The organism is Mycobacteroides sp. PCS013 (assembly GCF_049532645.1).
Lineage (GTDB): Bacteria > Actinomycetota > Actinomycetes > Mycobacteriales > Mycobacteriaceae > Mycobacterium > Mycobacterium gwanakae.
Genome location: NZ_CP150131.1, coordinates 4626762 through 4647071 on the forward strand (window position 1 = coordinate 4626762; position 20310 = coordinate 4647071).

General features: G+C 64.2%; 23 protein-coding genes and 1 tRNA gene. 9 read left to right on the forward strand and 15 right to left on the reverse strand.

The window, feature by feature from the left end; all coding sequences use genetic code 11:
- Positions 1 to 86 precede the first annotated feature (86 nt).
- Positions 87 to 785, forward strand: coding sequence for a class I SAM-dependent methyltransferase (locus RHO23_RS23030; protein WP_070922064.1), 699 nt, complete (start codon positions 87 to 89; stop codon positions 783 to 785).
- Here the strand turns inward: RHO23_RS23030 and RHO23_RS23035 are convergent.
- The 4 genes from RHO23_RS23035 to RHO23_RS23050 form a co-directional block, all read right to left on the reverse strand.
- A complete protein-coding gene (locus RHO23_RS23035) occupies positions 782 to 2110 on the reverse strand; it encodes an HNH endonuclease signature motif containing protein (RefSeq protein ID WP_264918529.1) in 1329 nt (442 codons plus the stop codon). The genes RHO23_RS23030 and RHO23_RS23035 overlap by 4 nt on opposite strands.
- A 92-nt stretch (positions 2111 to 2202) precedes the next feature.
- A complete protein-coding gene (locus tag RHO23_RS23040; RefSeq protein WP_264918531.1) occupies positions 2203 to 3027 on the reverse strand; it encodes a DNA-3-methyladenine glycosylase family protein in 825 nt (274 codons plus the stop codon).
- A 38-nt stretch (positions 3028 to 3065) separates the two neighbouring features.
- On the reverse strand, positions 3066 to 3671 hold the full coding sequence (locus RHO23_RS23045) for a hypothetical protein (RefSeq protein WP_030095927.1): 606 nt from the start codon (positions 3669 to 3671) through the stop codon (positions 3066 to 3068).
- 97 nt (positions 3672 to 3768) lie between these two features.
- Positions 3769 to 4656, reverse strand: a complete 888-nt coding sequence (locus tag RHO23_RS23050; protein ID WP_423488406.1) for an HNH endonuclease — start codon at positions 4654 to 4656, stop codon at positions 3769 to 3771.
- 168 nt (positions 4657 to 4824) lie between these two features.
- Between RHO23_RS23050 and RHO23_RS23055 the strand changes: the two genes are divergently transcribed.
- From RHO23_RS23055 to RHO23_RS23065, 3 genes are all read left to right on the forward strand, one after another.
- Positions 4825 to 6063 carry an acyltransferase family protein gene (locus tag RHO23_RS23055; protein WP_264918534.1) on the forward strand — a complete coding sequence of 413 codons (1239 nt, stop codon included), beginning with the start codon at positions 4825 to 4827 and terminating at the stop codon, positions 6061 to 6063.
- 72 nt (positions 6064 to 6135) lie between these two features.
- Positions 6136 to 6828, forward strand: coding sequence for an Rv0518 family GDSL lipase (locus tag RHO23_RS23060; RefSeq protein WP_423489284.1), 693 nt, complete (start codon positions 6136 to 6138; stop codon positions 6826 to 6828).
- A 15-nt stretch (positions 6829 to 6843) separates the two neighbouring features.
- On the forward strand, positions 6844 to 7326 hold the full coding sequence (locus RHO23_RS23065; protein WP_264918537.1) for a hypothetical protein: 483 nt from the start codon (positions 6844 to 6846) through the stop codon (positions 7324 to 7326).
- A gap of 7 nt (positions 7327 to 7333) precedes the next feature.
- On the opposite strand, the gene RHO23_RS23070 is transcribed toward RHO23_RS23065, so the two are convergent.
- The 7 genes from RHO23_RS23070 to ponA2 all read right to left on the reverse strand — a co-directional run bounded on the left by RHO23_RS23070 (position 7334) and on the right by ponA2 (position 13922).
- On the reverse strand, positions 7334 to 8050 hold the full coding sequence (locus RHO23_RS23070) for a GNAT family N-acetyltransferase (RefSeq protein WP_264918538.1): 717 nt from the start codon (positions 8048 to 8050) through the stop codon (positions 7334 to 7336).
- 160 nt (positions 8051 to 8210) lie between these two features.
- Complete coding sequence (locus RHO23_RS23075) at positions 8211 to 8795, reverse strand: hypothetical protein (protein WP_030095914.1); 585 nt, start codon at positions 8793 to 8795, stop codon at positions 8211 to 8213.
- A 69-nt stretch (positions 8796 to 8864) separates the two neighbouring features.
- Positions 8865 to 9008: a hypothetical protein gene (locus tag RHO23_RS23080; protein WP_046252311.1), complete on the reverse strand. Its 144-nt coding sequence runs from the start codon at positions 9006 to 9008 to the stop codon at positions 8865 to 8867.
- A gap of 181 nt (positions 9009 to 9189) precedes the next feature.
- Positions 9190 to 9263: transfer RNA gene (locus tag RHO23_RS23085), tRNA-Pro, on the reverse strand.
- Between the two features lie 102 nt (positions 9264 to 9365).
- Positions 9366 to 10436, reverse strand: a complete 1071-nt coding sequence (locus RHO23_RS23090) for a PLP-dependent cysteine synthase family protein (RefSeq protein ID WP_064407660.1) — start codon at positions 10434 to 10436, stop codon at positions 9366 to 9368.
- A 1-nt stretch (position 10437) separates the two neighbouring features.
- Entirely contained in the window at positions 10438 to 11400 is a 963-nt protein-coding gene (locus RHO23_RS23095) for a metallophosphoesterase (RefSeq protein ID WP_030095911.1), read from the reverse strand.
- Between the two features lie 101 nt (positions 11401 to 11501).
- Complete coding sequence (gene ponA2, locus RHO23_RS23100; RefSeq protein WP_057967178.1) at positions 11502 to 13922, reverse strand: transglycosylase/D,D-transpeptidase PonA2; 2421 nt, start codon at positions 13920 to 13922, stop codon at positions 11502 to 11504.
- Between the two features lie 257 nt (positions 13923 to 14179).
- Between ponA2 and RHO23_RS23105 the strand changes: the two genes are divergently transcribed.
- Entirely contained in the window at positions 14180 to 14497 is a 318-nt protein-coding gene (locus RHO23_RS23105) for a WhiB family transcriptional regulator (RefSeq protein ID WP_030095909.1), read from the forward strand.
- Between the two features lie 85 nt (positions 14498 to 14582).
- Here the strand turns inward: RHO23_RS23105 and RHO23_RS23110 are convergent, their stop codons facing one another.
- Both RHO23_RS23110 and RHO23_RS23115 read right to left on the reverse strand, forming a co-directional pair.
- Positions 14583 to 15704 (reverse strand): ArsA family ATPase, encoded by a 1122-nt coding sequence (locus RHO23_RS23110; protein ID WP_030095908.1) that lies wholly within the window; start codon positions 15702 to 15704, stop codon positions 14583 to 14585.
- Positions 15701 to 16729, reverse strand: coding sequence for an ArsA family ATPase (locus tag RHO23_RS23115; protein WP_264920080.1), 1029 nt, complete (start codon positions 16727 to 16729; stop codon positions 15701 to 15703). The genes RHO23_RS23110 and RHO23_RS23115 overlap by 4 nt, the downstream gene beginning before the upstream one ends.
- A 61-nt stretch (positions 16730 to 16790) precedes the next feature.
- Here RHO23_RS23115 and RHO23_RS23120 point away from each other — a divergent pair, with 61 nt between their 5' ends.
- Genes RHO23_RS23120 through RHO23_RS23135 form a run of 4 tightly spaced genes read left to right on the forward strand, consistent with a single transcriptional unit; the run spans position 16791 to position 19062 of the window.
- On the forward strand, positions 16791 to 16952 hold the full coding sequence (locus RHO23_RS23120; protein WP_044104864.1) for a DUF4177 domain-containing protein: 162 nt from the start codon (positions 16791 to 16793) through the stop codon (positions 16950 to 16952).
- Positions 16949 to 17422, forward strand: coding sequence for a RidA family protein (locus RHO23_RS23125; protein ID WP_030095906.1), 474 nt, complete (start codon positions 16949 to 16951; stop codon positions 17420 to 17422). Before RHO23_RS23120 ends, RHO23_RS23125 begins: the two co-directional genes overlap by 4 nt.
- Positions 17422 to 18210: an MBL fold metallo-hydrolase gene (locus tag RHO23_RS23130; RefSeq protein ID WP_423488407.1), complete on the forward strand. Its 789-nt coding sequence runs from the start codon at positions 17422 to 17424 to the stop codon at positions 18208 to 18210. The genes RHO23_RS23125 and RHO23_RS23130 overlap by 1 nt, the downstream gene beginning before the upstream one ends.
- A 6-nt stretch (positions 18211 to 18216) precedes the next feature.
- Positions 18217 to 19062: a DMT family transporter gene (locus RHO23_RS23135; RefSeq protein ID WP_030095904.1), complete on the forward strand. Its 846-nt coding sequence runs from the start codon at positions 18217 to 18219 to the stop codon at positions 19060 to 19062.
- A gap of 12 nt (positions 19063 to 19074) precedes the next feature.
- Here RHO23_RS23135 and crp read toward each other — a convergent pair whose 3' ends face one another.
- Positions 19075 to 19749, reverse strand: coding sequence for a cAMP-activated global transcriptional regulator CRP (crp, locus tag RHO23_RS23140; protein ID WP_030095903.1), 675 nt, complete (start codon positions 19747 to 19749; stop codon positions 19075 to 19077).
- Between the two features lie 91 nt (positions 19750 to 19840).
- Positions 19841 to 20179 carry a hypothetical protein gene (locus RHO23_RS23145; protein ID WP_030095902.1) on the reverse strand — a complete coding sequence of 113 codons (339 nt, stop codon included), beginning with the start codon at positions 20177 to 20179 and terminating at the stop codon, positions 19841 to 19843.
- Between the last annotated feature and the right edge of the window lie 131 nt (positions 20180 to 20310).

Sequence of the window (20310 nt, forward strand, 5' to 3'; positions counted from 1 at the left end):
GCGGCTGAGGGCGTTCCTGGCAATTGCCTCTCCATTTTAATGTCAACACCCTTGACATATGTCAGGCGAGTTGACATTCTGGAGGTATGACTGAGAAGAGCGCCACACAGGAATTCGATCTCGCGTTTGAGGCCGCGTACCGCGGCGAGCGTCCCGACGGTTTGGGTGTCCGGCCGCCGTGGAGCATTGGTGAACCGCAGCCCGAGATCGCGACGCTGATCGCCGAGGGCAAGGTGCGCGGGGAGGTGCTTGACGCCGGTTGCGGCGAAGCGGCGACCGCGCTGTATCTCGCCGAGGTGGGACACACCACCGTAGGTCTGGACTCCGCGCCCAAGGCCATCGAACTGGCGAAAGGCTATGCGGCCGAACGCGGCCTGACCAATGCCAGCTTCGCGGTCGCCGACATCTCGGCCTTCACGGGATATGACGGACGGTTCGACACCATCATCGATTCGACGCTGTTCCACTCGATGCCTGTCGAGCTGCGCGATGGCTATCAGCGTTCGATTGTCCGTGCCGCGGCGCCGGGTGCACGCTACTACGTACTGGTCTTCGATCGCGCCGCGTTCCCGGCGGGATCACCTGTCAATGCCGTCACCGAAAACGAACTGCGGGATGCGGTTTCGAACTACTGGGCCATCGATGAGATCCGCCCCGCCAAGATCTACGCAAACTTCAACGGATTTGAACCGGGTGTGGCGCAGGGGTTCGCACGGCACCAGGTCGAGCCCGATGGCCGGTCATCGGTGCCGGCGTGGCTACTTTCGGCGCACCTGGCGGGCTAGAAGTCCAGGATGAACCGCTCGGGGTGGTGGTAGTCGTTGGTGCGGGACTGACCGGTATCGAGATGCGGCGGCGGAATCCATTCGGTGATCCCGTTACTGCGGCGTTTTCGGGTGGTCCAGCCCTGTTGGAGCAGCCGATGATGCGGGCCGCAGGCGAAGGTCAGGTTGTCGATGTCGGTCGGTCCGTCGTCGCACCAATCGTCGACATGATGCACCTGGCAGAGATAACCGGGCACCGTGCATCCCGGCGCCGAACAGCCACGATCTTTGGCGTGTAAGACAATTCGCTGATCGGCGGTGGCGATCCTTTTGGACCGACCCAGGTAGAGCGGGCGGCCGTCGTCGTCGAATATCGCGAGGTAATGCAGGGCGTGGGCAGCCATCCGGATCAGGTCGGGGATAGGCACTAGGTTGCCGCTACCCGATATCGCCTGACCGGCTGCGCTCTGCATCTCGCTCAGCGTCGTTGAGACCACGACGGTGACGGGCAATCCATGATGTGAGCCCAGCTTGCCCGAGGCCAAGGTGCTGCGCAGGCACGCTCGTAGTCCGTCGTGGTTTCGCTGGGCGGTCGTTCGTGTGTCGCGCTCGGCGACTGCCGCGTCGGGTTCGCCTTCGGTCGTGGGAGATTCATCGCGAGGATCGCACATGCCCGGCGCCGCGAGCTTGCTCAGCACGGCGTCGAGGTAGGCGCGCGTCTCCGGATCCAGCAGGCCGCTGATGGCGCTCATTCCGTCGGTTCCCTGACGTCCGATCGATATGCCCCGCATGCGGGCACGGTCACCGTCAGAGAATCGTCCGTCGGGATTGATCAGAGACGCGATCCGGTCGGCGCCGGCGCGGAGTTGTTCCGGGCCGAATTCGGTTCCCATGGATGCCAATCGCTGCTCGGCAGACTCGCGGGTATCGGCGTCGATCGCGTCGGGCAAGACGTCGAAGAACCTGCGGATGATCCGCACGTGCTCGTCGCCGAGGCGTCCCTCCCGCAGTGCGTGGGCGGTACGCGGAAGAAGGGGTTGTAGGGGCTCGCCGGTGAATGAATGCCGCGGGCCGAGATGTGCGGCATCGGCGAGGCGGCGCCGAGCGGTTGCGGTACTTATCGAGAGGTGCCGTGCCAGTACTTCTGCGAATGTCGTACCGCCCAACGCGATCGGTGACCCGCGTTCCACCAGCCGGGCCGTGAGTGCGTGTGAGGCCGCGGTGATCTTGCGCTGTGCGATTTCCAGTTGCCTTAGTGCGGAGATCAACTCGGGATTGTTGAGCTCTTCGCACGACGACTCGACGACAGCCGTGGCTGTCGCCAGTAGATCGTCGATTGGACTCATGGCTGAAGGCTATGGATGACGACCGACAGCTGGGCGAGGTTATCCACAACCACGATGGCCATCCACAAGTGAGACGAACCGCTTGTCGAATGTCAGAAGTTGCGGTAGTCGCGCACCGGCATCCGGGATCCGCGTCTCTCCGGCTTGGGTGCCATAAGTTCGATGAGTCGAATGACTCGATAGCGTTGTCCGGCATAGGGTTCTAGAAGTTCCAGCATGCCGGCATCGTCCGTCTTATTGCCGGTGAGCACGAATCCCACCTGCCCGGCGATGTGGTAATCCCCGACGGGCACGGCGTCGGGATCGCCGAGCGCGCGACTGCGGACCTCGGCCTCGGTCCACGGTCCGATGCCGTGGACCGAGGTCAGGTGCTCTGGCTTGGTTTCCACGTCGATGTTGGCGGCGATGCGGACGGTGCGCATGCGGACCGGTTCCGCACCGGACTTGTGCCACTCCCACGACGGGATGTCGAGCCATTCTCGTTGGGGTGGTGGAACCTTGGCGCAGCCGATGTCGGTGCCGACACGGTTGATGAGATACCGCCAGGCACGCCAGGCCTCTGCGCCGGGCACCTTCTGTTCCAGCACGGCGGGAACGAGGGCCTCCCACACGCGATCGGTGGCGCCAAGACGGACGCCCTTCGCGCCCTGGATCAGCCGGGTGACAACCTCGTGTTTAGGTGTGAGCGCTTCGGGTTCGTCGTCGGCGCCCAACAGGCGTGGCAGGCGATCGAGCAGCCACTCGGCACCGTCACCGTAGGCCCGGCCGATGACGGTCCTATCTTCGCGTGAGATCGTCAGTACCCCAGGGCCATCCGGGGTGTAAGTGCCTCGGGTGATGGATCCGCCGGGGGACACCCGATACGTGGGATCAGTCGAGCCGCGCCGGTGGATGCCGAGGGTTCGGCGTATATCCAACGGCCACGGTGGAGTCCACTCACGGATGAGCGGAGCTGCTAGGCCCCCGGGCAGAACTTCCAGCCGCCGGTCTCCTTCTTGAACTCGATGTCGTGCTTGCCCTTGGCATCGGTGATGTGAATGACGGCGATGTCGCCGTCGATATCGAGGCCGGTGATCTTCGAGGGGCCATTGTCGGCCTTGGTCAAGGCGTTGAGATCGGGAGCCTGCCCACTTCCGGCGATGTCCTTGAACGCCTCGCGGTACTTGGCGCAGAAGAAGGTGAGCATCTTCTTGAAGTCGTTGGCCTTGGCGGCATCGGCCATTCCGGAGATGGTCTGCTTGATCGCCTTGATGTCCTCGTCCTTGTTGGAGCCGGAGGAGCGGGGCGAGTCGACGATCTGGTCGTTGGCAGTCGTGCGGGTGCTCTGGGTGCTGGAGTTGGTGGTGGTGAGGCCGAGTACCAGCAGGGCGATCAGAAAGATACCGAGCGAGCCACCGACGACGGCCAGGGCCTTCTGCTGCGGGGTCAGTGGCGGCCGGGGAGGCTTGGGGGCGGGGGCGTAGCCACCGGGGGGCTGGCCATAAGGGCCGGGCTGCGGGTATCCGGGGAACTGCTGTTGAGGCTGCTGGTACTGGCCGTGGGGGTACTGCGGTTGCGTCATCTGCGTATCTGTCCTAGCGCGGCTGCGGTCATGGCGTTCCATGCCAGTGTGCCGGATAGGCGCGGTGGAGGTGCCGCTCCGCCAAGAACTATGCGGACTAGCCCGCCGTGCGGAACTCTTCGAACCTCTCGGCGAGCCGGTCCTTGCAGGGGAGATCCGCGCGACGAGGCGGTAGTGACAACGTGCGGCCATCCATTTCCTGGAGCCCATGCTTCAACATTGGCCCGTCGTTTTCTTCCATGAGTTCGCGGTTGATGCTGACTGTGTAGTCCGGCGAAATTCCAAGGAGATTCGCGTCGTACGCGGCGTGGTGAATTTTGCAGAGGCTGAGTCCGTTTTCGACAACAGGCAGTCCATTGGGTTTGTTGTCGCCGATGATGTGTGCGGCGTCGAGGAGCTTCCCATGTCTCAATGTGCACACAGTGCAACGCTGTTCGTAGGCCATGAGGATTCGGCCACGGAACTCAGGTTGATGCAGCCTTAACTTCACAATGCGTTCTGCGTACTCGCGCTCTGCGGGCTTCAAGTGCAAGGGGTCTGCAACAAATCGCAAACTCTCGTCCAGCGCGAGCATGAATCGGCGTTGAGCGACATCGTCGGCCACGACATAGACCGGGAAAATGGGGACGAACACGGCCTTCTTTATCTTGCGTAGAAGAATGATAGGCAGCGCGAGTTCGTAGGCGCGACGCAGTTTTCGATTACTGCCGTTTGTGCTGCCTACTCGGTAGTCGTAAGCGAACAAAGAATCACCAATATCGGTGTCGGAGTACGGGCTATCGGGGCTGGATACCACAGATAGCGTCGCATTCAGATCTGCGGGATTCCAGATACCGCCGCTTTGGTCGATAACTCTCCGCACTTCGCCGTTGTCAATCTGGAGGGCCTCAAGATCGGCTCGAGTGGCGACCCCTTGCTTGGCGCGGATTTCAGCTAAGCGATCGAAGATCATTCTGCGGAGTTGCAGCTCGATCTCGCTGTCCATTAGCCGAGTGTCCCACGCGTTCGCTGAGTCTTCCGCCACCACACACTCGAGGAATACGGCACCTTCCTGGTCGCGCTGATACCCTCCGAAGACGGTCTGTTGGGGACGCAGGGGAGGCGCGCGACCGGCCGGCAACGAAATATGCCTGGTAGAGCAGAGATGAGATTAGTGCGCGGCGGAGAGATCAAGGCCCTCACAGGGCTTCGCATCATCGCCGCGCTCTGGGTTGTGCTCTTTCACTTCCGGCCCCTGCTGGAGGACGCGGTCCCCGGATTTCGGTCCGCGCTGACCCCCGTTCTCGACTGCGGCGCCCAAGGTGTTGATCTCTTCTTCATTCTCAGTGGGTTCGTGCTGACCTGGAACTATCTCGACAAGATGGGCGATCGCTGGTCAACCCGCGAGACGCTGCACTTCCTGTGGCTGCGTCTGGCCCGGGTGTGGCCCGTGTACCTGGTCACCATGCATCTGGCCGCGCTCTGGGTCATCTTCACCATGCACGTCGGACACATACCGCCCAAGGACGTCAACGGATACGACGCCATGAGTTACGTGCGCCAGCTCTTCATGGTGCAGCTGTGGTTCCGTCCGTACTTCGACCTGTCCAGCTGGAACGGTCCTGCGTGGTCGATCAGCGCTGAATGGCTGGCTTACCTGCTCTTCGGGGGCCTGGTCCTTGTCGTCTTCCGGATGGCGCGCGCGACCCGCGCCCGCAGCCTCATGGTTCTGGCCGTGGTGGCCTCGCTGCCACCGGTCATCATCCTGCTGCTGACGGGGCAGTTCTACACACCGTGGAGCTGGTTGCCGCGCATCGTTATGCAGTTCACCGCAGGCGCCCTCGCGTGTGCTGCGGTGAGCAGGTTGCGGCTCACTCACCGTTCCCGCCATATTGCCGGCTACGTGGCGATCGCGATCATCGCGGCGATCGTGGGCTCGCTGTACTTCCTGGATGCCCACCCGATCTCCGGAGTCACCGACAGCAGCGGAGTGGTGGACGTGCTGTTCGTACCGCTGGTGATGGCGCTGGCGGTGGGCATTGGACCGCTACCGACACTGCTCTCCACGCGCATCATGGTCTACGGCGGTCAGATCTCCTTCGGGCTCTACATGGTGCATGAGCTCGTGCACGTCTCCTGGACATGGGCCACCAAGCAGTTCGAGCTCTCACTGACCGACCCCGGCGGCGGTTGGATCGTGATCGGCCTGATTGCGCTCTCTGTAGTGCTGTCCATGGCGCTGTATCACGGCGTGGAGGAACCCGGACGGCGCTGGATGCGCCGCATGATCGGCGTCACCAAGCCAGCGATCACCGATCACCATGTTCCGCACAATGGCCATAAACACCAGGTGTCCGCGGACGTGACGGACTCCGATCGGGAGCCGGTGTCGACCGGTGTAACGAGTCGATAGTTTCAAACGAATAACGCTGTGCCGCAGCCGGGTTTGAGGCCCCCTAAAATGCTGGGGACAGTGGAGGTAGCAGTGGTTCGTCTGGCGGCGTTCGTCATCGCATTCGTGTTTCTCTTCGGGGTGGCTGCCCCGCAGCCCGCACCGGCGCGCCCCTACCGACTGGCCTACTTAGGTTCCGGACTGAACCATGTCGCAGTGGTCAGCGATTCGTACACCACCGGCACCAAGGAAGGCGGCCTGGGCGCCAAATCGTGGACATCGCTGGCGTGGCGGATCTTGGGGCGCGAAGGTGTCCGCATCAACGCTGACGTCGCCGCTGAAGGGCGCGCCGGATACGGCGTGCGCGGTGACCACGGCAGCGTCTTCGCTGACCTCACCGACCGGGTAGTGCGTCCCGACGACGAGCTGGTGGTGTTCTTCGGTTCGCGCAACGACCAGGATGTCGATCCGGACGTGTATGCCGAGGCGACCCGTCGCACGCTGGCGTCGGCACGGCGCACGGCGCCGGCGGCCAAGCTGCTCGTGATCGGCCCACCGTGGCCGACGGCCGACGTACCCGACGTGGTGCTGCAACTGCGCAACATTCTGTACGGCGAGGCCCATGCGATCGGTGCGTCGTGGGTGGATCCGCTGGCCGAACGCTGGTTCGTGGGGCACCCGGAGCTGATCGGCTCGGACGGTGTGCACCCCAACGATGCCGGGCACGCCTACATGGCCGACAAGATCGCCCCGCTCATCGGTACCCGGCTGACCCGTCGGCTCTGAGAGTAGAGTCCAGGCATGAAGCGGATCGTGTGGGTGACCGGAATTGCCTTGGCAGCGTTCGCTTTTACAGGCTGTGGTTCAACATCGCCGGAGCAAGAACCCGTGTCCACGTCGGCCGCGCCATCCGCGCCATCGCTCCCCGAGCCTTCGCACAAGGTGGTGCCGCCGGGCGGTGTCTACTGGAATCCGGTGACCCAGCAGCCGGAAGAGAAGCCCACGCAGATCGTGCTGACCCCTGCCGACGCCGGAGACATGCTTGTCGATATCACCTGGGACAGCTGGACGCAGCAGCAGGCGACTGGGAAGGCAGTCCGCGCGACCAAGGACTGTGTCCCCGACTGCGCGACGGGTGGGACAACCCGTCGGGACGTCACGCTGACCTTCCAGGACTCGAAGGCGCTTCCCGATGACGCAGGCTGGTGGCAGTTCACCAAACTGGTGATCACGGGCAGCGCCGGCAAGTCCGAAACCATCGATATGCCCATGACCGCGCAATAGGAGCGCGCTAGTCGGCGATCACATCCAAGGTGCCGAATAGCGTGAGCCCCGCAGCACGAGCCAGCGCACTGGACGCGGCGTTGTCCACCTGGCATCGGTACTGCGGCTCGTAACCCCGCGCACACGCGTACCGGAACACGGCACGCACCAGCTGCCGGGCGTGGCCTCTGCCGCGGAATATCGGCAGCGTCAGCACTCCGAGGTCCATGATCGCCGCGCCCTCCCACTGATAGATGCTGGAGACGGCGACGAGGCGGCCGTTGTCGAAGGAGCCGAACACGGCCCAATGACCCAGCTCCACTTGGGCGTTGTCCAAGTCATCCACCGAGGCAACCGATTCGAATGCCGAGAAGATTGCCTTGTCGTCGGCTGTGAGCTGACGGACATCGCCCGTGGGTACCTCGGCCACGAGTGCATCGCGCGCATCGTTGGTGAAATAGAAGAGGTTGTCCGCCCCGTGCATTGCGATACCGGCTTTACCTGCGCTTGCCCAGAAGTAGGGCTCCGAAAGATCCTGTGCACCATCGATTTCCGCGCGTTCGGCGAGTTCGGGGACGAGGGTGATGCTGGTCTTACGGTCGACCGTCTTGAGCACTATCAGCCGGCTGTCCTCGTCGAGGTCGGGGCAGACGGCGAGTTGGAAATCGTCGTCGGTGTGCAGGACGGTGCCCCGGCCAAGGTAGCCATGCCAGAAGTCGGTGATGATGGGGGAGAAGTCAGGCATCGGCTCTATCTTCTTGAAGGTAATCGGTTATGGCACAAACGGATCCAGCCTAGAGACCGTGCTGAGGCGGTGCCACCGAATATTGCAGTGCGCCCAAAGAATCAGGCCGCCCACGTCCCGAAGGACATAGGCGGCCTGATCTGTGTGCAGTTCTAGGGCGTCAGCCCATCAACGACGTCAGCAGTGGGTTGCCCGAGGTCTCGGCCCGCTTCTCGGGGTCGGTGCAGTCCTTCCACTTGCCGTTCTCCAGCACGAACTCGCGCTGCTGATTGGCGGTCACGTCGTGGCCCTGAGCGGTGACCCCGGCGGTCGCCGTCGGTCCGGTGACGTTGATGTCGTGGACGTCGTAGGTGACGCCGGACAGCACCTCCTTGGCTGCCGCGCGGAACGACGAACGGTAGGCCTTGTCGTCATTGTTCTGGATCGCGGTGGTCAGCGCCTGGGTGGTCGGCCCGGAGACCCCGGCTGCCGACGCCACGGCGCTGATCATGCTCGGCCCGTACCCAGCGACCTGACCGATCGGGGGGATCTGATCATCAGCAGACTTCGAGGCGATCGTGCCCCGGTACTTGTCGCAGAAGAATGTCGAGAGGGTGGCGTTGTCGAGCGACTTGATGGCCGAAGCCTCGCCCGAGATGATCTGCCGGATCTGCTGGTCATCGGCGGGTGCGGCGGCGGCCAGCGCCGGTCCGCTGAGGGCGGCCGCCAGCGCGATCACACCGGCGCCCACAAGGCGATTCTTCATGTAAAGCTCCCATTCGTCGGGTTTTGTCAAACCTTACCGAAAGAAATGTCGTGTGCTTCCGCTTAGCTGTTACCGGTACATAGCGACCAGGAGCACCACCGCTGCCAGCAGGCCGATCAGCATCACGGCCTTGCGCAGCTTCCAGACGATAAGCAAACCGATAGCGATGGCCGCGAGGGCGACGGGATTCGACGCGAGTTCAGAGACGGCCATGCATCCACCATGTCACGGCGGCGGGAGTCCCAGCTGGTCCGCCATGCTGATGAAAAAAGGCCCGACCGGGGAATTCCTGGTCAGGGCCTTACTTCCAGCGTCGGGGTATTCGGCGCCATGCGCCTCCTACCTCTTTCCTCGCCTCAGGTGAACGAGCACGCTCGTTCACCTCTCAGCTCAGTCGGGGTGGCGGGATTCGAACCCACGACCTCTTCGTCCCGAACGAAGCGCGCTACCAAGCTGCGCCACACCCCGCTTTGAAGCCAGGCAAGGGTATCGCATCGAGGGCTTCGGTCGCGAATGCGTTGACTCGCGTGCACCCAAACCGGATGTGACGTGCCCTTATCGTCCCGGGGCCTAACCCCACCGGCCGGTGTTCTCGAACTCGGCCAGACGCTCCGTCGGGGCCAGCAGATCGAATCCCTGCTCGGCGACCCAGGCGTCATCGAAGTAGGTGTCGGCATACCGGTCACCGGTGTCGGCCAGCAGTGTCACCACCGACCCGGGGACACCGTCCCGCACCATTTCCGAGAGCACCCGGAACGCGCCGGACAGGTTGGTTCCCGTTGACGCACCCACCCGACGGCCCAGCACGGTGCTGGCATGCCGCGTGAGCGCCACCGACTCCGCATCGGGTATCTGCTCCATACGGTCCACCACGGTGGGCAGGAACGACGGCTCGACGCGAGGACGCCCGATGCCCTCGATACGCGATGAAATCCCGGTCACCACATCATGTCCGGCGATGTAGGACGGGTAGAACGCCGAGTTATCCGGGTCCACCACACACAGTTTCGTGGGGTAGCGGCGATAGCGGATGTACCGTCCGATGGTTGCGCTGGTACCGCCGGTACCGGCCCCGACCACGATCCACGTTGGCAGCGGGTGCTTTTCGTAGTGCATCTGGGTAAAGATCGATTCGGCGATGTTGTTGTTGCCGCGCCAGTCGGTCGCACGTTCGGCGTTGGTGAACTGGTCCAGATAGTGTCCACCGGATTCGTCCGCGAGCCGCTGTGCCTCGGCATAGACCTGCTGTGCCTGGTCGACGAAATGGCAACTGCCGCCTTGAGACTCGATCAGGGCGATCTTGCTGGGACTGGTCGAAGCCGTCATCACCGCGATGAAAGGCAGCCCCAGCAGCTGCGCGAAGTAGGCCTCGGACACCGCGGTCGAACCGGACGAGGCCTCCACGACCGTGGTGCCTTCCCGGATGAACCCGTTACACAGCGCATACAGGAAAAGTGAACGCGCCAAACGATGTTTCAGGCTGCCGGTGATGTGAGTGGACTCGTCCTTGAGATACAGCTGCACATCCACGGTGTCGGCCCAGGCCGCAGGCAACGGGTACCGCAGCAGGTGGGTGTCGGCGCTACGACGGGCGTCCGCCTCGATCAGCCGGACCGCGTTATCGGCCCACGCGCGGCTCACGTCACTGCGCGGTGGCGCTGGGCAGCCGGTCGCCGGATTCGGCGTCGGTCCCTTGGCCGTCGATGCGCGCAGGCACCAGGGTCAGCAGCGTCGCCTCCGGACGGCAGAAGAACCGCATCGGCGCGAATGGCGATGTGCCAATACCCGCCGACACGTGCAGCTGCATGTGCGAACCCCAGCGCGACGGACCCTTCACCCGGGAACGATCCAGTTCGCAGTTGGTGACGATCGCTCCATAGAACGGCAAGCACAGCTGCCCGCCATGGGTGTGACCGGCCATCACCAGCTGGTAGCCGTCCTCGGCGAAGCGGTCGAGCACCCGCGGCTCGGGCGAATGGGTCAGCCCCAGCCGCAGTGTGGCCAGCGGATTCGGCATTCCGGCGATGGTGTCGTAGCGGTCCCGGTGCAGATGCGGATCATCGACTCCGGCGGCCGCGATCCGCACCCCGCCGACCTCCAGCTCGTGCCGAGTGTGGGTCATATCGTGCCAGCCGCGCTCGGTAAACGCCGCGCGCAGATCCTGCCACGGCAGCGGTTCCCCGTGCTTGCGCTCATCGCTCTTGTACAGGTATTTGGCGGGGTTCTTCAGCCGCGGGCCGAAGTAGTCGTTGCTTCCGAAGACGAAAAGTCCTGGGACCGAGAGCAAATCCCCCAGGGCCTGCACGACAGAAGACACCGCCTTGGGGTGGGCCAGGTTGTCGCCGGTATTAATCACCAGGTCCGGCTGCCACTGCGCCAGCTCGCGCAACCAGGCCTGCTTGAGGTGCTGGCCGGGACGCATGTGGATATCACTGATGTGCAGCACCCGTAGCGGGGAGGCTCCGGGGTCGAGTACATCCATCGTTGCTTCGCGGACGGTGAACGCGTTGCGTTCGATGATCGACGCGTACCCGATGCCAAGCGCGGCCGAACCTGCCGAATAAGCGGCCGCTCGCTTGATAACCGTGTTGAACGACGTGTTCATCATCCGAGAGTAACTCCGAAAGCTGAGTGACCCTTGATCACCAGCGCAAAACGTGGCGAATTTCTCGTCGTGAACGGCGTGCGCGAAGACGGGCAGCTAGCTCACGGGGGCGGCGCCAGCACCGGCACGGTGATCGGCGGCAGACCGGGGATGTTGACGACCGTCGTCGTCATCTCGCCCGGTGGGCCGCCCAGGCCCGGAATGACGATAGGCGGCGGCGCCGGCGGGATGCCGTTACTCAGCAGGATGGTGACGGTCGAGCCCGGGATGGTTGTTCCAGATGGGCTGGTGCCGACGACCTCGTTGAACGGCGCGGTGCTGTTCACCACGCTGGCTTGGTCAGCCACCTTGAATCCGGCCTTCTTGAGAACATCACGTGCCTCGGATTCGCGCAGTCCGTTGATACTGGGCACCTTGGAGCCAGGACCTCCGTCGACGTACCGCGGTTCGGTGGGAGGCAGGGCCGTAGGGCCGTAGTTCTCGGCGATCGGTTTCATGGCTTCGAACCAGGCCCGGGCGGGCTCATTTCCGCCGTACAGGTTTCCGTCGCCGCACTTGCGCAGCGGGAAGGAACACAGATCGCCGGGGGAGGTCGAGTCGTCGAAGATGTAGCTCGCCGCGGCCAAGTTGTTGGTGAATCCCAGGAAGGCCGAAGACCGGTGCGCTTCAGTGGTTCCCGTCTTACTGGACAACGGCAGGCTCCAGCCGACCGAGCCTGCTGAGCCCGCGGCGGTGCCGCCGGGCTGATCGTCTTTACTCAGCGCGTTCGCGAGGGTGTTGGCGAGCCCGGTGGGTACCGCCTGCTCGCAGGCCTCGGTGGTGGTCGGGACCTCTTTGCCGTGGCGGTCGAAGACTTTGTCGATCGGATTGGGTGGGCACCACTTGCCACCAGAGGCCAAAGTGGCTGCCACATTGGATAGTTCGAGGGCGTTCACCTGGATGGGGCCCAGTGTGAACGAGCCCAGGTTGTACTTCTTGATGTAGTCGGCCAGGCTCTCGTCGCCCTCGGGGTCATAGGGCTTAGCGGTGCCCGCCTGGGCGTAGGAGCGCATGCCCAACTTGACGGCCATGTCGACCGCCTTGGACACGCCGATCGACTGAATCAACTTGGCGAACGCGGTGTTCGGCGAGGTGGCCAGGGCGTCGGTGACGCTCATCGGGGAACGGTAGTTACCGACGTTCTTGACGCACCAGGTGTCCTTGGGGCAGCCCTTGGTGCCGTCGCTGCTGCCGAGACCCTTGGCCGAGAAGGTGGGCGGCACATCGAGCACGGTGTTGATGCCCATGCCCATATCCATGGCGGCGGCGACCGTGAAGATCTTGAAGATCGATCCGGCGCCGTCGCCGACGAGGGAGAAGGGCTGCGGCTGCATCGTCTCGTTGGCTGCGCCATCCAGTCCATAAGTGCGACTGGATGCCATGGCCATGATGGGGTGGCTGGTCTGTCCCGGCTTGATGACGCTCATGACATCGGCGACACCGTTGAGACCCGGATCGGCGACGTGGGAGACCGCCTGTTTCACCGAGTTCTGCACATCGGGATCCAGGGTGGTGCGGATGAGATATCCACCCTTCATCACCTGGTCCTTGCTGATACCCGACTTGGCCAGGTAGTCGAGCACGTAGTCACAGAAGAACGCACGGTCTCCGGCGGCTATGCATCCGCGCGGCAGCTCATTCGGCTGGGGCAGCACACCGAGGGGTTGCGCCCTGGCCGCCACCAGTTCGGCCTTCTTTTCCGGGGCGTTGGCGATCATGGTGTCGAGCACCAGGTTGCGGCGGGCCAGCGCACGTTCGGGGTTGACGTAGGGATTCAGCCCGGAGGTGGACTGCACCATGCCCGCCAGCAGCGCCGCCTGCTGCCAGTTCAGGTCCTTGGCGTCGACGCCGAAGTAGGTCTGTGCGGCGTCCTGCACACCGAACGAGTTGTTACCGAAGGACACCAGGTTCAGGTACCGGGTCAGGATCTCCTGCTTGGTAAAGGTGCGGTCCAGCCGCAGCGCCATCCGGATCTCGCGCAGCTTGCGCGCGGGGGTGGTCTCGATGGCGGCCTTGCGTTCGGCGTCGGTCTTGGCCACCACCAGCAGCTGGTAGTTCTTCACGTACTGCTGCTCGATGGTGGAACCACCGCGGGTGTCCTCGTCACCGGAGGCGTATCCGGCCAGGCCGCCGAGCGTGCCCTTCCAGTCGACACCATTGTGCGAGGTGAACCGCTTGTCCTCGATCGACAACAGGGCCAGCTTGATGGTGTCGGCGATCTGATCGGCGGGCACCTCGAATCGCCGCTGCGTGTAGAGGTAGGCGATCTTGTTGCCCTTGGCGTCTTCCACGGTGGTGACCGCGGGTACCTCGCCCTCGAGCAGCTGGGTGGACCCATTGGCCACCACATCGGAGGCGCGGTTGGACGCCAACCCGAAGCCGCCCGCGAGGGGGAACATCAATCCGGCCAGGATGACCGCCGCGATAAGCCCGCATCCCGCGAGCTTCGCGAGGGTCACCGACTCAGGCGGGCGTTCTGGCATAGGCACAGGGTACGTGGCCTCCCCAGAGGTGTCTGCCGGTAGTTCATCGCCCCGCCGGGCCCCGGCGGGGCGATGAAAAAGACGTTGTCGGCACAACCGTCCCAAAAAATTCGGATCAGGTGTTGCGTTGAAGATCTCTGACCACTAACTTGATCTCACGGTGTGATTCAAGTTACACACCAAGCGGAGTGTGGCCCACGCCTCTTATGGGCCGCTAGTGACAGAAGGGATTGCCAGTGTCAGCTTCACGGCCAGCCATGAGTGCGTTGCATACGGCGGTATCAATCGATGGTGGAGAAGCGCGCATTGCCTGGGTTTCACAGGCCAGATGCAGACAAGGCGACCCTGACGAGTTGTTCGTCCGCGGGGCAGCGCAGCGCAAGGCAGCAGTGATCTGCCGGCACTGCCCGGTCATGATGGAATGCGGCGCCGACGCGCTGGACAACCGCGTGGAGTTCGGTGTGTGGGGCGGACTGACCGAACGGCAGCGTCGCGCGATGCTCAAGGCTCACCCCGAGGTGGATTCCTGGGCCGACTTCTTCGCCGCGCAGCGCAAGCACAAGAGCGCGGTCTAACTAGTTCTTTTCGTCGAGTGTCGACTTCTCGGGTTGTTCTCCTGAACTTCCGCCCGAGAAGTCGACACTCGACGTGTATCTGGGGTTAAGAGGCGACGCCGGTGATCTGATCGGCGATCGCGCGCAGCGCATCCACGTCGGACACATCGAACGGGAGTGAAGGCACCCCGACGATCGGAACCGTGGGATTGGCGCTCGTAAACCGCGACAGCAGCCGGATCTCCCGCTTGGCGGTGGCCGCGCGCTCGGCATGAACCCGCAGCACCGCCGCCGGCAGGCTGTACTCGCCCGACTCTTCAAGGTTGTCCGCGACATCAACGGCGCGCTCGACGGTCAGGGTCGACAGCGTGGGATGAGTGCGGTTGAGGATGAGGCCGGCCAGCGGCATACCCTCCTGGGTCAGCCGCTCGACGAAGAAGGTGGCCTCACGCAACGCATCGGGTTCGGCGGCCGACACCACGACGAACTGGGTGCTGCGCCGGCGCAACAGCTCATAGGTGCGGTCAGCCTTCTCGCGGAATCCTCCGAACGTGGAGTCCAGAGATTGCACGAACATTGAAGCGTCGGAAAGTAATTGCGATCCGAGGACCGTCGACAGCGCTTTCATCGCCAGTCCGACGGCTCCCGTGACGATCCGGCCCAAGCCGCGGCTGGAGCCCAGCAGCATCTTCCAGAGGCGTCCATCCATGAAGCTGCCCAACCGCTTTGGTGCGTCCAGGAAGTCCAGTGCGTTACGCGACGGCGGGGTATCCACCACGATCAGATCCCATTTGTCTTCATGGAGAAGCTGCCCGAGCTTCTCCATGGCCATGTACTCCTGTGTGCCCGACATGGAGGTGGCGACGGTCTGATAGAACTTGTTGTCCAGAATCGATTGTGCGCGATCGGATCCCGCGTGCTGGACCACCAACTCGTCGAAGGTGCGACGCATGTCCAGCATCATCGCGTACAGCTCGCCCTTGATGCCCTCGATGTGTACCTGCTGCGGGGTGTTACCGAGCGCTTCGATGCCCAGCGACTGCGCCAACCGGCGGGCCGGGTCGATGGTCAGCACCACAACGGTGCGGCCGTACTCCGCGGCCCGTAGCGCGACCGAAGCGGCCGTGGTGGTCTTGCCGACACCACCGGCCCCGCAGCAGACCACGACGCGGTTCTTGCGGTCTTCGAGGATGGCCGCCATGTCCAAGACGGCAGGTGTGTTGCTCATCGGACTCCCTGCTCGGCCAGGCTCTCGGCCAGTTCGTAGAGGCTGCCCAGGTCGACGCCGTCGGCCAGGGAGGGCAATTCCAGTCGCGGTATCTGCAACTCGCCGAGCAGTTCCTCGCTCTCGGCCCGTGCCCGCATCCGGGTCGCGTGCTCGATGGTCTCGGTGAGCAGACCGGCGAAGTCGGCGTCGGAGAGGGTTACGTTGTTATCGGCCAACGCTTTACGAACCGCGTCGGCGTCAATGACACCTTCGGCGGCCTTGTCCAGATCTGCCGGCGACAGATGCGGCACCACGGTTCGGTTGACGATGACACTGCCGATTGGTAGGCCCATCCCGCTCAGTTCGGCGATGGCCTCGGCGGTCTCCTGCATGGGCAGGGCTTCAAGCAGAGTCACCAGGTGGATGGCCGTCTGATCCGAGTGCAGCAGCTTGCGCACCCCCTCGGACTGCGAGTGAATGGGGCCGCCCTTGGCGATATCGGATAGCGCCGACGTCACATCGAGGAAGCGGGCGATCCGGCCGGTGGGCGGGGCGTCGACCACGACGGCGTCGTACACATGCCGTCCGGACTTGTCGACGCGGACGATGCATTCCTTGATCTTTCCGGTGAGGATGACATCGCGCAGACCCGGCGCGATCGTGGTCGCGAACTCGATGGCGCCGATGCGCTTCATCGCACGCCCGGCCAGGCCGAGGTTGTAGAACATCTCGAGGTACTCCATGAACGCCGTCTCGATCTCCACAGCGAGCGCGTTCACCGCTCCGCCGCCCTCGGCGGTGGCGATCTTGAGTTCCTTGGGCGCCAGCGGAGGTACGTCGAAAAGCTGGGCGATGCCCTGCCGGTTTTCGACCTCGACCAGCAGCACCTTGCGGCCGCCCGCGGCGAGCGCCAGGGCCAGGGCCGCGGCGATGGTGGACTTTCCAGTCCCGCCCTTGCCGGTCACAAAGTGCAGTCGCGCATTCGCGACTCGCGCGGGCCAGGCGTTGGCTGAGGTCCCTGCGTCGTCGTCAGGGGAAGTGTTCACCACGCACGCATGCTAACTGTCCACGATCGACTGCCAACGACGAACGCCCTAGGGTGCGTGTATGACCGAACGCACCGTATGGGAGTACGCCACCGTCCCGCTGTTGACACACGCCACCAAACAGATCCTGGACCAGTGGGGAAGCGATGGCTGGGAGCTGGTGAGTGTGCTGCCGGGGCCCACTGGTGAACAGCATGTCGCCTACCTGAAGAGGTCGAAGTGAGCACGCATAGCGCCCGGCTGGCCGAGCTGGGAATCGAGCTGCCCGCCGTCGCCGCACCCCTGGCGGCGTACCAGCCCGCGGTGCGCAGCGGCAACCACGTCTACACCTCCGGACAGCTGCCCATCGTGGACGGCAGTCTGGTCACCGCCGGAAAGGTCGGCGCTGAGGTGTCCCCGGAGGACGCCAAGGCCCTGGCCCGCATCTCTGCTCTCAACGCCGTCGCCGCAGTGGACGCACTTGTCGGGATCGACAACGTCGTGAAGGTGGTCAAGGTCGTCGGATTCGTCGCATCGGCATCGGGTTTCACCGGTCAGCCCGGCGTGGTGAACGGGGCATCGGAGCTGCTGGGTGAGGTGTTCGGAGACGCGGGTGTGCACGCGCGCTCGGCCGTGGGGGTCGCGGAGCTGCCGATCAACGCCCCGGTGGAGGTGGAGATCATCGTGGAGGTCACAGCGGAAGCATCCGCCTGATGACCCATCCCGCCTACGGGCAGCTGCGTCCGGTCACCGAAACCGCTTCGGTGCTGCTGGCCAACAACCCGGGGATGATGACGCTGGAAGGCACCAACACCTGGGTGCTGCGCGCCCCGAGCAGCGATGAGATCGTCATCGTCGACCCCGGCCCGGGTGTCGCGACCGGTGACCCCGATGTACACGTCGAGGAGCTGGCGAAAATCGGCAAGGTGGCACTGATTCTGGTGAGCCATCGGCACTTCGATCACACCGGCGGCGTCGACAGGCTGGTCGAACTGACCGGTGCGCCAGTGCGCGCGGCGGACCCGGCCTGGCTGCGCGGCGATTCGGTGGCCCTGACCGACGGCGAGCACATCGACGTCGCGGGCTTGTCCATCTCGGTGCTCGCCACACCCGGGCATAGCGACGACTCGGTGTCCTTCGTTCTTGACGACGCGGTGCTGACGGCCGACACCATCCTCGGGCGGGGTACGACCGTCATCGCGCAGGACGGTGGAGGCCTTGATGACTACCTGGAGTCGCTGAAACGTCTTGAGGGCCTGGGCAAGCGCACCGTGCTGCCCGGTCACGGTCCGGAGTTGGGTGACTTGTCGGCGATATCGGCCGAGTATCTGGCACATCGCGAGCAGCGTCTCGACCAGGTGCGCGGGGCGCTGGCCGCACTGGGTGAGGATGCCTCGGCTCGGCAGGTCGTTGAATTCGTCTATACGGATGTGGACCCGTCGCTGTGGGGCGCCGCGGAATGGTCGGTGCAGGCGCAGCTGGACTACCTGCGCGCCGTCTAGCCAGCGGTGAACACCATCCCATTGGCCCTCACGGGCTCGCTCAGCTGGGGCATCAGCGACTTCATCGGCGGGCACGCGAGCAAGCGGCGTTCCACTCTCGCGGTACTGGCACTGAGCCGGCCCGTCGGGCTTGCCGTGGTGAGCCTGGTTGCGCTGGTCACGTCCTCATCACATTTCGACGGCCGCACGCTGCTGGGAATGCTTTCCGGCCCAGCGGCTTTCACGGCGCTTTACGCGTTGTATCGCGCACTTGCCATCGGACCGATGGGCGTCGTCTCGCCCATCGCGGCGGTGGGTGCGGTGGTGCCAGTCCTCTGGGGCGCCATGATCGGGCAGTCGCTGTCGGGACTGACCTATCTGGGGCTGGCGGGCACCCTTGTGGGCGTCATGCTGGCCTCCGCTTCACAGGGGCTGGACGGGCAACGCCCGGGCAGACAGGTGCTCATCTGGTCGTTCTTCTGCATGGTGATGTTCGGTGTCTGCATGATCCTGCTGGCCGAGGCCGGCAGGTACCACCCGGTTGAGGCGGTCGTGGTTTCCCGCGCGACCGAGGTAACGCTGATCGCGGTGCTCGGGGCATTCAGCTGGAAGAACCTGCGGGCCAATCTGCGCCCGCCGTTCGGGGCGGTGCCCTTCGCCGGTGTGCTCGACACCTCAGCGATTCTGTTGTTCACGTACGCCTCAGCGCACGGAAGCCTCGGCATCGCGGCGGTGCTGTCCTCGCTGTACCCGGTGGTGACGGTGCTTATCGCCCGGGTGGTGCTTCATGAGCGGCTCAGCCGGATTCAACAAGCCGGCGCGGTGCTCACGCTGGTGTGCGTCGCGGTGGTGGCGTTGAGCGCATCACGCTGACGCGCGCAGAAACTAGCGCGCGCGGCGAGCCAGCCGCTCCGAGTCGGAGATCAAGACGCTCTTGCCCTCCAGCCGGATCCAGCCGCGGTGCGCGAAGTCGGCCAGCGCCTTGTTCACGGTCTCGCGGGATGCACCCACCAGCTGAGCGATCTCTTCCTGTGTCAGGTCGTGCGTCACGCGTAGCGCGCCGCCCTCCTGGGTACCGAACCGCTGGGCCAGCTGCAGCAGCTGCTTGGCCACGCGACCGGGCACATCCGTGAAGATCAAATCGGCCAGATTGTTGTTGGTGCGGCGCAGGCGGCGAGCCAGCACGCGCAGTAGCTGCTCGGCGATCTCCGGACGGTCGGCGATCCAGGCGCGCAACGCGTCCCGGTCCATCGACACAGCGCGCACCTCGGTGATGGTGGTGGCGCTTGACGTCCGGGGTCCGGGGTCGAAGATCGACAGCTCACCGAACATGTCCGACGGACCCATGATCGTCAGCAGGTTCTCACGGCCGTCGGGTGACCGGCGTCCGATCTTCACCTTGCCGGTGATGATGATGTACAGACGGTCGCCAGGCTCGCCCTCGGCGAACACCGTGTGCCCGCGCGGAAAGTCAACCGGCTGCAGCTGCTTGGTCAGCGCCGAGATGGCACTCGGTTCGACACCCTGGAAGATTCCGGCCCTGGCCAGGATCTCGTCCACGTTTGCCCCTTACCCAAATTCGTTAGTCATGCTTGCGCTGGCCTACTCGACATGAGTCTAGAGGCCAAGTCGCTAAAGAACGTGATCCAAGCTACACCGCTGCGCCACCGGCACGCAGTGAATCCACCACCGAATGCCGCGAGCGCATCGAGGACACACCCTCTTCACGCAGGCGATTCATCGTTGAACCGTTGATTCGTGGCTGGTTGTAGCCGTTTGTGGTGGCCTCATACACCGCCTCCAAGGACGGCTCGATGCGCTGCAATTGCCGCCGGTGCAAGTCCTCGATTGCTGACGGCATGCCGTCGCGCGCGAGGCGATTCATATCCGAAGGACTGGCTTGGTCCAGGAAATCGGCGACCTCGCTCGGCTGCAAGGTATGCCGCATCAACCCGGCTTCCAGCTTCCCGAGCCCAAGGCTGGCAAGCATGAGAAGTCCGGGTACCAACAAACCGAATAGGCCCGACACGGGTTGAAGTAAACACGCCCAAGATCTCGACGAGGTCACGAAAAACAACCGGTTTGTCCTGCGCAGGGGTGTAATCGGTGGGCACGCTCGCC

What these genes read in the sequence shown, in the direction of transcription:
- RHO23_RS23030 (WP_070922064.1), top strand. Translation starts at nt 87, where the DNA reads ATGACTGAGAAGAGCGCCACACAGGAATTCGATCTCGCGTTTGAGGCC.
- RHO23_RS23070 (WP_264918538.1), bottom strand. Translation starts at nt 8,050, where the DNA reads ATGCCTGACTTCTCCCCCATCATCACCGACTTCTGGCATGGCTACCTT.
- RHO23_RS23120 (WP_044104864.1), top strand. Translation starts at nt 16,791, where the DNA reads ATGACCGAACGCACCGTATGGGAGTACGCCACCGTCCCGCTGTTGACA.
- RHO23_RS23145 (WP_030095902.1), bottom strand. Translation starts at nt 20,179, where the DNA reads ATGCTTGCCAGCCTTGGGCTCGGGAAGCTGGAAGCCGGGTTGATGCGG.
- RHO23_RS23130 (WP_423488407.1), top strand. Translation starts at nt 17,422, where the DNA reads ATGACCCATCCCGCCTACGGGCAGCTGCGTCCGGTCACCGAAACCGCT.
- RHO23_RS23075 (WP_030095914.1), bottom strand. Translation starts at nt 8,795, where the DNA reads ATGAAGAATCGCCTTGTGGGCGCCGGTGTGATCGCGCTGGCGGCCGCC.
- ponA2 (WP_057967178.1), bottom strand. Translation starts at nt 13,922, where the DNA reads ATGCCAGAACGCCCGCCTGAGTCGGTGACCCTCGCGAAGCTCGCGGGA.
- RHO23_RS23080 (WP_046252311.1), bottom strand. Translation starts at nt 9,008, where the DNA reads ATGGCCGTCTCTGAACTCGCGTCGAATCCCGTCGCCCTCGCGGCCATC.
- RHO23_RS23105 (WP_030095909.1), top strand. Translation starts at nt 14,180, where the DNA reads ATGAGTGCGTTGCATACGGCGGTATCAATCGATGGTGGAGAAGCGCGC.
- RHO23_RS23035 (WP_264918529.1), bottom strand. Translation starts at nt 2,110, where the DNA reads ATGAGTCCAATCGACGATCTACTGGCGACAGCCACGGCTGTCGTCGAG.
- RHO23_RS23095 (WP_030095911.1), bottom strand. Translation starts at nt 11,400, where the DNA reads ATGAACACGTCGTTCAACACGGTTATCAAGCGAGCGGCCGCTTATTCG.
- RHO23_RS23110 (WP_030095908.1), bottom strand. Translation starts at nt 15,704, where the DNA reads ATGAGCAACACACCTGCCGTCTTGGACATGGCGGCCATCCTCGAAGAC.
- RHO23_RS23050 (WP_423488406.1), bottom strand. Translation starts at nt 4,656, where the DNA reads ATGGACAGCGAGATCGAGCTGCAACTCCGCAGAATGATCTTCGATCGC.
- RHO23_RS23045 (WP_030095927.1), bottom strand. Translation starts at nt 3,671, where the DNA reads ATGACGCAACCGCAGTACCCCCACGGCCAGTACCAGCAGCCTCAACAG.
- RHO23_RS23065 (WP_264918537.1), top strand. Translation starts at nt 6,844, where the DNA reads ATGAAGCGGATCGTGTGGGTGACCGGAATTGCCTTGGCAGCGTTCGCT.